Origin of the sequence: Flavobacterium sp. (assembly GCF_046317795.1) — a bacterium.
In the GTDB taxonomy this organism is placed as follows: Bacteria; Bacteroidota; Bacteroidia; order Flavobacteriales; family Flavobacteriaceae; genus Flavobacterium.
This window is the reverse complement of record NZ_JBKCVI010000121.1, coordinates 1-9334: the sequence shown is the minus strand read 5'-3', so window position 1 is coordinate 9334 and position 9334 is coordinate 1. Positions and strand designations below refer to the sequence as shown.

At 33.5% G+C, this 9334-nt stretch carries 11 protein-coding genes; 4 read left to right on the top strand and 7 right to left on the bottom strand.

Annotated features, from left to right (window positions below):
• Positions 1-23 precede the first annotated feature (23 nt).
• From ACK5ON_RS07100 to ACK5ON_RS07085, 4 genes are all read right to left on the bottom strand, one after another.
• Positions 24-164: an SsrA-binding protein gene (locus ACK5ON_RS07100; RefSeq protein WP_409821190.1), complete on the bottom strand. Its 141-nt coding sequence runs from the start codon at positions 162-164 to the stop codon at positions 24-26.
• Between the two features lie 4 nt (positions 165-168).
• Positions 169-1548, bottom strand: coding sequence for a serine hydrolase domain-containing protein (locus ACK5ON_RS07095; protein WP_396174756.1), 1380 nt, complete (start codon positions 1546-1548; stop codon positions 169-171).
• Between the two features lie 163 nt (positions 1549-1711).
• Complete coding sequence (locus ACK5ON_RS07090) at positions 1712-2422, bottom strand: hypothetical protein (RefSeq protein ID WP_396174758.1); 711 nt, start codon at positions 2420-2422, stop codon at positions 1712-1714.
• Positions 2423-2522: 100 nt separating this feature from the next.
• Positions 2523-3746: an MDR family MFS transporter gene (locus ACK5ON_RS07085; RefSeq protein ID WP_396174760.1), complete on the bottom strand. Its 1224-nt coding sequence runs from the start codon at positions 3744-3746 to the stop codon at positions 2523-2525.
• Positions 3747-3840: 94 nt separating this feature from the next.
• Between ACK5ON_RS07085 and ACK5ON_RS07080 the strand changes: the two genes are divergently transcribed.
• From ACK5ON_RS07080 to ACK5ON_RS07065, 4 genes are all read left to right on the top strand, one after another.
• Entirely contained in the window at positions 3841-4428 is a 588-nt protein-coding gene (locus tag ACK5ON_RS07080) for a DUF1684 domain-containing protein (RefSeq protein WP_409821186.1), read from the top strand.
• A complete protein-coding gene (locus tag ACK5ON_RS07075; RefSeq protein WP_409821183.1) occupies positions 4428-5090 on the top strand; it encodes a TatD family hydrolase in 663 nt (220 codons plus the stop codon). The genes ACK5ON_RS07080 and ACK5ON_RS07075 overlap by 1 nt, the downstream gene beginning before the upstream one ends.
• Positions 5091-5138: 48 nt before the next feature.
• A complete protein-coding gene (locus tag ACK5ON_RS07070) occupies positions 5139-5864 on the top strand; it encodes a ThiF family adenylyltransferase (RefSeq protein WP_396174766.1) in 726 nt (241 codons plus the stop codon).
• A 64-nt stretch (positions 5865-5928) separates the two neighbouring features.
• Complete coding sequence (locus tag ACK5ON_RS07065; protein WP_396174768.1) at positions 5929-6585, top strand: HAD family hydrolase; 657 nt, start codon at positions 5929-5931, stop codon at positions 6583-6585.
• Here the strand turns inward: ACK5ON_RS07065 and ACK5ON_RS07060 are convergent.
• The 3 genes from ACK5ON_RS07060 to ACK5ON_RS07050 form a co-directional block, all read right to left on the bottom strand.
• Complete coding sequence (locus tag ACK5ON_RS07060) at positions 6582-7868, bottom strand: cryptochrome/photolyase family protein (protein WP_409821180.1); 1287 nt, start codon at positions 7866-7868, stop codon at positions 6582-6584. The two genes, ACK5ON_RS07065 and ACK5ON_RS07060, sit on opposite strands and share 4 nt — an antisense overlap.
• 113 nt (positions 7869-7981) lie before the next feature.
• Positions 7982-8680: an SDR family NAD(P)-dependent oxidoreductase gene (locus ACK5ON_RS07055; RefSeq protein ID WP_409821177.1), complete on the bottom strand. Its 699-nt coding sequence runs from the start codon at positions 8678-8680 to the stop codon at positions 7982-7984.
• Position 8681: 1 nt separating this feature from the next.
• Positions 8682-9152, bottom strand: coding sequence for a cell division inhibitor (locus ACK5ON_RS07050; RefSeq protein ID WP_396174774.1), 471 nt, complete (start codon positions 9150-9152; stop codon positions 8682-8684).
• Positions 9153-9334 lie beyond the last annotated feature (182 nt).

Sequence of the window (9334 nt, the reverse complement as noted above, 5' to 3'; positions counted from 1 at the left end):
GAAATACTTACTGCTTTAACCTATTAATGAAGAGCTCTTTTCGTTACATAATAACGCCATCCAATAATAGCCATTTGCCATTTTTTGGCTTTGGATAAATCCAATTGTTTTTTGGTGAAACTGGGTAAGAGCAGTTTATTGAGTTTAGCTAAAGTTTTGTACATCATTCTACGATTTAGTAAATACAAACTGTTTTCCGCCTTGGTTGAGTATCATTTTCTTTTCGGAAGGCACAAATTCGAGAAGTATACCTGCTCTTTTAAATTCGAACTTGTCCTTAGCAATGGCATTTAATGGAAAGGCAGATTGCCCAGTTGCCTGAGCCATCAAAGTGATATTGTCTTTAGTAATCGAGACTTTTAACGGAAATTCGGGGCTAGAATATTCTCCTAAATAAACATCTAAATCTTTTGTAGTCAGCGCTATTTTGTTTTCTATCTTATCAACAATACTCTCATTGTATAGGATTCTTTTAATTTCATCTATCGGCAATTTTGTAGTTTGAGTAAGGTTGTTTTGTAATATGATGATTGTTTTATCGTCTGTCAAAAAGCGCGAAATGGCTGTGAGATATCCTGCCCAACTTCCGGTATGACTCACTGATTTTCCATATTTTATATGTTGACTTATGCCCCAACCAAAACCATAATTAGTGTTTTTGCCGTCTAAGGTTTTAATCGAACTAAAAATGAGTTGCTTGTCTGAGTCGTTTACTAGTTGCGTTCCATAAAGTGCTCGGTCCCATTTTAATAAATCGTCAAGGTTAGAATTTACCATGCCATCGCCTACAATTCCATCAAGATAATAGCTGTAGAATTCTTTTCCAAAAGTATCGGGTTTTACTTTATTGTTTTTTTCGTCCAGTACATAACCATTTGCATAATTTGGAATCACTTCGGGTTGATAACGACTGCGATACACTTGGGTGTTATTCATTTGTAAAGGTTTGAAAATAGTGGCTTTCAAGTAATCGCCAAACGATTGTTTTGAGACTTTCTCAATTATAAGTCCTAGTAGCGCATAACCTGTGTTGCTGTATTCATACTTTTCGTTAGGTTGAAATAGTACTTTTGGTTTGTGTGTGGCAAAAAGCGTAACAATATCTTGATTTACAGCAATTTTTGATTTGTCCCAATGTTCCGCAAAAAGTTCCATATAATCAGGTAAACCACCTGTATGATGTAATAGGTTTCTTATGGTTATTCCTTCATAAAAACTCAATTCAGGAACGTATTTTTTTATAGGATCATCAAATGATAGTTTTCCTTGTTTTTGAAGTAAAACAATACCCATAGCCGTAAATTGTTTCGAAACTGACGCTAATTCAAAAACGGTTTCGGGGTTTAGTTTTCTTTGGGTTTCTTCGTCGGCATAACCATAACTCTTTTTGAAGAGTACTACACCATTTTCAGCTACCAAAACGTTTCCATTAAATACTTTTTGATTACTGTAAGCGGTTAATAAACTGTCGATTCTACTTGCTTTGTCTTGAGCATGTGCAAACATAAACAATAAACAGAAGAAGCAAAGAAGTACTATTTTTTTCATCTTGTGTGTTTTTTTTTTTTCAAATATAGTAATGTTGAGTTTAAAAAAAAATCCGCTTTGTAGCGGATTTAGTTTATGCTTTTGAGTTTTTAAACTTTTTCTTCCCATCTTTCTCATCGTCTTCGGATTTTTTTATTTTTTCTTCAGCCAGTTCAATCTCATTTTAATTGTTTTCTTGTTTTTGTTTTAAATCATCCAATTGTTTTTGAATTTGTTCGAGTTGTCGTGAAAAATCTTGATTGCCTTTTTTGTAATTAAATTGTTTGTATCCTACAACGCCGGTGCTACTTTCGTTACTTTGCTTAATAAATTCGTCAATCTCTTCTTTGGTATAGTCACTTCCACCTTCTATGACTTTTCCATCTTCAATAATTAAGGGTTCTTTACCCGTTCTTTGAATGCTTGTTATAATTCGTGGACCAGAAGGTTTTTCATTTGGGTATGAATATTTATAGTTTTTCATCATGGTATCTTCTGGGTCAACACTAGAAGAAAAAGTAAGACCAGCAGGAAACATTGGCGTCTGCCCAAAACCTACCTCGTTATTTTGTTTGTAAATTTTTATATCACCTATTGGTTTTATATTATCATAACTCAATGAACCCTTTTCACCAATTTTTGTTTTATAAGAAATAGTGATGGCTATAATTTCATTGCTTTCATTTCTTTTTACATTGCTGTATTTTAAAGTAACACCTTTTTCAGCAAATACCTTCACATCGTCTTTCATTTGTTGTTCGGGTGTGTTTTTGTTCCAAGTGACAAAATACATGTCTTTCAAAAGTTTAACTAAGGGATCATTTTCAGTAGTTTGAGCAAAAGAATGAAAAACTACAAACAAAAATAAACTTGCAAATTTAATGGCGTACTTCATGTTTTATTCATTTAGAATTACAATCAAATTTAGTATAGATATTAAAACATCAAATATACATTAGTAGTTTTTTAACCTTTAAATAATTAAAAATAATATTTTAGAGGTTATTATTCTCATTTCGTATCAGTCGAAACACCCAAATCCCTAAAATGAAACCCAATAAACCAAGAAGTCCCATAAACAACCAATTCATTTGGTAACCAAAATATTCAATAATTTCCATACCCATTTTCGCACTAAGGATATGAGCCGAACTGAAACTCATCGTATATATAGCCATATAACGGCCTTCATGCCCTTTAGGTGCTCTGCTCAATGAAACCGAATTAGAGAAAGGAAAGGCAAACATTTCCCCAAAGGTCATAAACACCATCATAATTATGAGAACACCATACCAAGTATTGATAAGCATCAACAACATACTGATAGCCATTAATAAAGAACCTAAGGCAACTACTTTCACTTTGCTAATGTGATGTCGTTCCACATAGCTAACAATAGGCATTTCAAGGAAGAAAATCATCAAACCGTTCATAGTTAATAGCAGCCCAGTTTGAAATTCGGTTAAGCTAAATTGTTCTTTATGATAGAGTGGGATAGTAGTAAATAATTGAAAAAATAAAATACCCGAAATTAAACACGTTAAAAGAAAAATCATAAATGGCTTGTCTTTGAAGACGGAATGGGTCAACACTTCGCCTGGGTGAGCTTTATCGCGAAAAGCTGTTTTTTTCTTTTCTTTTACTTTTAACCAAAAAATTAGAATAGCTATGATACAGGTAGTACCATCTGCCCAAAACAAGCCACGATAGCCAATATTCATAATTATCAAACCGCCTAATGCAGGTCCAGCTGCAAAGCCAAGATTGATAGCCAGTCTAACCAAAGTAAGCGCACGAGTTCGGATTTCAGGTTTGGCATAGGCACCCAATGAAACAAACATCGCAGGACGATACATGTCAGCTACAGTCATGATCAAAAACATACTGATACAAAGACCTATAAAACTGGTAATGAATTGAATAACAAAAAAAAGTAGACCACTAACCAACAAGCTAATAATCATGATGCGGTAGAACCCAATTTTATCCGAAAGCTTTCCACCCAACCAAGAACCAAGTATCGAACCAAAACCAAAACAAACCATAATCCATCCAACTTCTCCATAAGTGAAATGCAAATCTTCCTTCAAATACTTTGAAAGAAAAGGCAAAACCATCGTTCCCGCACGATTGATAAAAGTAATAATGGCGAGAATCCAAATTTCTCTTGAAAATCCTCTGAAATTGTTGATGTATCGCTGAAAAGCTAATTGGAGCATGTAGTAATGTTTGATTTACAAATTTAAAAAACTTTGTGGCTCATACTCTTGGAAGCGTACTTAGTTTTACATTATTTTTGTTAAAAAGTACACAATGAAAAAAATATTTTCACTTTTGTTTTTACTAACAAGTTTTTTGATAACAGCACAAGAATCATCAAAAGAATTCCAAGACTCACTCAATAAAGATTATTCAAATCGTGAAAAGAGCCCATTGTCCTCAGAGGATTTTGCATCTTTTAAATCATTGGATTTCTTTCCTATAAATACTAAATTTATAGTGAAAGCGAAGTTTGTCCGTTTACCCAATGAAAAAATATTCAAGATGAAAACGTCAACATCACGAGCACCCGAATATGTGAAGTATGGCGAATTAATTTTTACAATAGACGGAAAAGATTTCAAACTCAATTTGTATCAAAATATAGAATTAATTAAAAAAGCAGGTTTTGAAGATTATCTTTTTCTACCTTTTTCTGATTTGACTTGCGGAAAGGAAAGCTACATAGGCGGAAGGTATATTGATATGAAAATTCCAAAAGGAAATACAACAACAATCGACTTCAATAAAGCGTACAATCCTTATTGTGCCTACAATCATAAATATTCTTGTCCTATTGTTCCACTCGAGAATGATTTAGAAATTGCCATTTTGGCTGGTGTTAAAAAGTTTCATGACTAATGCAATACTTCAATTTGCATACTCACAAGTTCACTAACAATCCAACCACTTTGGAATTGGTCAATCAATATCCTTGGGAGTTTGACGAAAGTATTCCGCATTATTCTATTGGAATTCACCCTTGGTATATTGATGAAAACAGATTGGAACTGGATTTAAAAATTATTGAAGAGAAATTACAACAGCCAGAATGTTTGGCTCTTGGCGAATGTGGTTTAGATAAGCGTATCGAAATTCCATTAGCAGTGCAAATCAAAGTTTTTAAACAGCAAATTGCTTTGGCTGATAAATATAAAAAACCACTCATATTGCATCTGGTGGCGGCTTTTGATGAATTAATTGAAATTAAAAAAAGGTTGGATATTTCTGTTCCTGTTATTATTCATGGGTTTTCAAAAAATGCACAACTGGCAAAGCAGTTATTGGATAATGGGTTTTATCTGTCTTTTGGAAAATATTTATTGCAATCCCGAAGCGTCGGGACTGAATTAGAATACGTTTTTAAATCAGTTCCTAATCATCGTTTTTTTCTGGAAACCGATACTGTTGAAGAATCCTTAGAAGAAGTTTATACCTTAGCGGCGAAATATAAAAAAATTACCTTGGATGAGCTCCAAAAACAAATACAAAATAATTTTAGTTTAGTTTTTAAATCATTTTAATTTTAAATCAGAGGATGCGATTGCTCGTGCCTCGAAAAGATAAAAAAAATGGCAAAGTGGCAAGAAAGAGCAGCGCTCTTATTTAAGGCAGAAGGATTAAATAACTTAAAAAATGCTAACGTATTAGTTGTTGGACTTGGTGGTGTTGGTTCGTTCGCTGCTGAGTTTTTGGCTCGTGCTGGTGTTGGAAGTTTGACCATTGTTGATGGTGATGTTGTAGATATTACTAATATAAATCGACAGTTACCCGCGTTGCATTCTACAGTTGGAATGCCGAAGGTACATGTTGTTGGTGACAGATTGATGGATATTAATCCGGAGTTGAACTTAACTCGTATAGAAGAATTCCTTTCACCGGAACGCTCGCTAGAAATTGTTACTCCCGATTTTGATTATGTACTAGATTGCATCGATAGTGTTACCCCTAAACTGAACCTAATTGCTGCCTGTAAAAGAAAGCGGGTAAAAGTGATTTCGAGTATGGGAGCAGGAGGAAAGATGGATGCATCAAAGGTAAAAGTTGCCAATATAAAAAACACAGCGCATTGTCATTTGGCTAAGACCATAAGAAAGCGTTTAAAAAAAGTCCATATAGATAAACTGAAAGTAGTTTACTCTTCTGAAATACAGGATGCCTCTAGCTTAAAAATGACTGATGGAACCAACTATAAAAGATCGTTTTATGGCACGAACAGTTATATGCCCTGTCTTTTTGGTTTGTATGCTGCTGAAACGGTGATACGGTATTTGTTGGAGAAAGAGGAAAGAGAATAGAATAAAGAGAATAGACTATAGAACTAAATCTTGGGAACAGATTGCCACGTTCCTCGTAATGAACATGATTAAAACGGTAATTTTCGATATGGATGGCGTAATTGTAGATACTGAACCAGTTCATCACTATGCTTATAACCAACATTTCAAACAATTAAACATCGATGTTTCACCCGAAATGTATGCCACGTTTACAGGCAATTCGACCAAAAATATTTTTGAAAGATTAAAAGTGCAATTTAATTTATCGGATGATGTTCCAACTTTAGTAGAAACGAAACGCAATTTATTTAATGAAGCTTTTGATAGCAAAGAAGATTTATATTTATTAGACGGTGTAGAAGATTTGATTAAAGATTTACATCAAAAAGGAATGCAATTGGTGTTAGCATCTTCATCAGCAACAGTAACGATTAATAGGATTTTCAATCGTTTTGGGTTGCACCAATACTTTACTCACATTGTTTCTGGAGAAGATTTTCCAAAATCCAAACCTCATCCAGCTATTTTTCAACAAGCTGCATTTTTGGCAAAAACTCCTGTAGAAAACTGTATTGTTATCGAAGATAGTACCAATGGGATTTTGGCAGCAAAGTCGGCCGGAATTTACTGTATTGGTTATGATAGTTTCCATTCAAAAATGCAGGATTATTCTAAAGCCGATAGGGTAATTAGTAATTTTGATGAACTTAGTTTTGAAACGATACAAACGATAAATTAACCCACAGCTTCCTTATAAACTGTAAGGCATCTTTCTCGAGCTTGTTTATGGTCGACAATAGGAAGTGGATAATCTAAAGTATCCAACTCGGGTATCCATTTTTTGATGTATACTAAATCCTTATCAAACTTTTTAATTTGCTCCGTTGGATTGAAAATTCTAAAGTAAGGAGCTGCATCAACGCCACTTCCTGCTGCCCATTGCCAATTACCCACATTGCTAGATTGTTCGTAATCTAAAAGTTTGATGGCAAAATACGCTTCACCCCAACGCCAATCTATCAACAAATGTTTACATAAAAAACTAGCTACTATCATTCGTACGCGATTGTGCATGTGTCCGGTAGCATTTAGTTCGCGCATACCAGCATCTACAAAAGGATAGCCCGTTTTTCCTTCGCACCATTTTTGAAATACTACTTCGTTATTATCCCATTTTATTCCATCATATTTTGGACGGAAACTCGATTTGTTTGTGTGTGGAAAATGCCATAGAATTTGCATAAAAAATTCTCTCCAAATCAATTCTTTAAAAAATGTTTCGTTTTTACTTTCAATTGCCTTGGCTATCATTTTCCGAATGGAAACTGCTCCAAAACGTAGGTAAATCCCAAGATAGGAAGTTTTGTTTAATGCCGGAAAATTGCGAGTAGCTTCGTAATTATCAATCAAAGATTTGGAAATATCGAAAGGTGTTATTTTTATAGTAGAAGTTTCAAAACCTATATCCCCTAGACTTAAAAAAGGATAGGAGTGAAGTGTAATTTTATTGAGTAAAATCTCTGATTTATAATTAATTAACTGTATCTTATTAAAGTTTTCTTTCCATTTATTGGAGTAGGGTGTATAGACTACATAAGGTGTCCCATCGTCTTTGACTACTTCGCTTTTTTCGAAAATGACTTGGTCTTTGCTAGTTTTAAATTCAATAGTATGTTGTTTAAACAAATGATACAAATCCAAATCTCTTTTACGAGCATAAGGTTCGTAATCGTGATTGGTATACACTGCTTTAATAGTATTTTCTGCAATCAGTTTCTGAAAAACTTCAATAGGTTTTCCATGAAAGACAGCCAAAGATTTTCCAACTTCTTGTAATTGGTTTTGGATTTTTTCTAATTGTTGATGAATAAAAGTAACGCGCGCATCATCCTTTGGCAATTGAGAAAGTATGTCTTGATCAAAAATAAATATAGGCAAAACGCTTTCACCATTTTGCAGCGCGTGAAAAAGTCCAACATTATCATCTAATCGTAAGTCGCGTCGAAACCAGAATAGGTTCATAATATCTAATGTTTTTTTTTTTAAGTTGGTTTAAGGTTGTTTAAAGTAGTTTAAGTTTACATAACCTGGATAATAACAATTTTAAACTCTTAAACCTTTAAACTTTTAACTTCTTATCCGTTCACTAGCAGCGTTGACATACCACCATCAACATGGAAAATTTGTCCCGAAATCCAACTGCTTTTATCACTCAATAAGAAACTCGCCATTTGCGCCATATCTTCAGTACTTCCAACTCTTTTTAAAGGATGTCGCAAAGCTGATTTTTCTTTTTTCTCATCATTGCTTAAGAATTTTTCGGCTAATGGTGTATCCGTTAAAGATGGCGCAATAACGTTTACTCTAATTTTTGGAGCATATTCAGCAGCCAATGCTTTTGCAAAACCTTCAATGGCACCTTTTGCAGCGGCTACGCTAGTGTGAAAAGGCATTCCCATACTTGCAGCAACAGAACTAAATAGCACGATACTTGACTGTTCTGCTGCGTTCAAATTTGGTAAAATGGATTGAATAACTTTAACCATACTGATAAAGTTAATTTGCATATCAGCTTCAAAAGTTTCGATTTTTAGCCCTCTAAATGGCCGAAGATTAATACTTCCTGGACAATACACAAATCCATGAATTACATCGGGAAGTTTGGTCGTATCCAAAGTATCCGTCAAGGCATCAAAAGGAATGTGTGTAACATTCATTTCAGCTATAATGTCGTTTGTTCTTGAGGCAATAAAAACTTTGTTTTCGTATTGCAATTCTTTGGCTATCGCTAATCCGTTGCCATAAGAGCCGCCTATTAAGAGTATATTTTTCATATTATTGTGGTTTAAATTCTCCAAACATTTCTATTAATTTCTTTCTTCTGTATTCAAATATTTCGTTCAATTTTGGTTTAACCAAAAAAGGATGCACTAACTGTCCCAAAATTCCCAAAGGAACTTTATAATCCACAATATCTTCCATTTCTACACCGCCATCAATTTCCTTGATAAAATGTTTATGATGCCACAAAGCATAAGGTCCAAATCGTTGTTCGTCAACAAAATATTTTTTATCTACAACATGTGTTATTTCGGTAACCCATTTAGCTGGAATTCCCAAAACAGGAGTAACAATATACTGAATAATTTGCCCTGGGAACATTGGTCTATCAGCACCAGAGAGAATTTTAAAACCCATATACTCCGGAGTTATTTTCTGGAGATTTTTTGGGTCAGATAGTAAATCCCATGCTTCGTCAATAGTTATAGGTAGGTTTTGTTTTGTATGCAATCTGTAAATTTTCATTATAAAATTATATTTTTTGTAAAATTACTATTTTTTTTGTTGAATTATATTTATAAAATGTTAAACAAATATATTTAAGTTATTATTAACATTCCATACTCTTTACAATTTGTAATTTTGGACAAACTATTAACAATTCAATTTATGAAAAAAATTATTTTTATGTTAGCTATGATTATTGC